The sequence below is a fragment of the Streptococcus oralis genome (genome assembly GCF_001578945.1).
GTDB lineage: Bacteria > Bacillota > Bacilli > Lactobacillales > Streptococcaceae > Streptococcus > Streptococcus oralis_Q.
In genome coordinates this window covers 51,341-52,872 of the sequence record NZ_KQ969555.1, presented here as the reverse complement: position 1 = coordinate 52,872, position 1,532 = coordinate 51,341, and the positions used below count along the sequence as shown (strand labels likewise).

Sequence of the window (1,532 nt, the reverse complement as noted above, 5' to 3'; positions counted from 1 at the left end):
GCAGTGCCGATGATTAAGTTTTTTTCACTTTTAGTGTCAGTGCTTTGGTGGAAATAGAAAATCATTACTATTTTTATGAAGGTAGAAAACGTGCTAGAATTTGAAAGAATAAACAATGTTTTATTGACTGGCATGTCAGAAGTAGGAGATGTATTGCTTATTCAACAAACGCTATCAACTCTTATTCAAGTAGAAATAAGAGTTAATGGCTATTTATTGGATTTGATTACAATAAAACCCCAAAGGTTAAAAATTTATCCTTTAGTAGGCATTAAAAAAATGCACTTATTCTCGTTCAAGAAGTAAGTGTAGGACTTGATATGACGTTAGAGAATAACAGGACATTTAGGAATTTTAATTTTTTTAGAAGATTAAAATAAGAATCAAAGAAAAGGAGAAAGAATATATGTGGCGTTGGGTATGGAGAATTATAAAATGGATTTTAATTAATTTGCTATGGGAAGCTATCTGGGGCTGGGTAAAACAATGGTTTAGTTAATAACAGATGATAAATAATTTCTATTAGAAATTACTAGAATAATTATAATTGAATAAAAAATAATTGATAGTTATGTCTCGGTTTGAAAATGGGCATTCTCAAAAAGATTATAGACATAACTATCAACTATTTTAATTATAATATAAAAGGAGAAAAAATGAAAGTAGAAAATATTTCATATAGGGTAAATAGTCGCATACTGTTTGATCATATTTCTTTTGATACTTCGAATTCAGGTCTCACGCTGATTACTGGGGAAAATGGTGCAGGAAAGTCAACACTGTTAAAAGTATTACTAGGAATTGTTCAACCATATTCTGGCTCATTGATTTCTGACGAAAAGGTTAGCTACGTTCCAGATTCTTCGGACAACTATTTCATTGGTTTATCTCCTAATTTATTATTCGAATTTTTACAGAAACAATTTTTTATTGAAACAAATTTGTTTGAAAAACGATTAAGAGAATTACGAGAACAATTTTATTTGAATGAAAAATTGATGACGCAAACAATTCAATCATTGTCATTAGGAGAAAAGAAAAAAGTAATGCTTATAGCAGCATTTTTATTGGATTCTGATTTGTATGTTATGGACGAGCCTTTATCGGGATTAGATCAAGTTTCGGTTGAAAATCTGATTCATTTGATTGAGCAAAAGATAAATCTAGGTAAACACTTCATTATTGTAAGCCACGAGAGACAGGAAATTTTACCGACAGTTGATCAGATTATTGCTTTGTAGAGGGAAATTGTATGGAAAAGTTTTATTATTCTATTACTCTGTTGTTCCTATCACGACAAGGATACTGGAACGATTCGAATAATGTCAAGGAATTATCGCTAATTCAATTGACTTACAAATATTTCTTATCTTCTATTGCTTTGGTTTTTATTTTTTTGATTGCTAAATCAGAAATTTATAATATATTAAGAGGAAATCAAATTTGGGGGATCCTATCATACTTTGAATTAGCAACAATATTCGTTCCTGCAATTCTGTTATTAGGAATAATTTATGAAAATATTTATGTTT

The 1,532-nt window shown here is 29.2% G+C and carries 2 protein-coding genes; both read left to right on the top strand.

Annotated features, from left to right (window positions below; all coding sequences use genetic code 11):
• Positions 1–656 precede the first annotated feature (656 nt).
• Positions 657–1,241: an ABC transporter ATP-binding protein gene (locus tag SORDD16_RS10815; protein WP_164966511.1), complete on the top strand. Its 585-nt coding sequence runs from the start codon at positions 657–659 to the stop codon at positions 1,239–1,241.
• Positions 1,242–1,252: 11 nt separating this feature from the next.
• On the top strand, positions 1,253–1,532 hold a 280-nt coding region (locus SORDD16_RS11995; RefSeq protein WP_241734042.1), incomplete at its 3' end, for a hypothetical protein.

What these genes read in the sequence shown, in the direction of transcription:
- SORDD16_RS10815 (WP_164966511.1), top strand. Translation starts at nt 657, where the DNA reads ATGAAAGTAGAAAATATTTCATATAGGGTAAATAGTCGCATACTGTTT.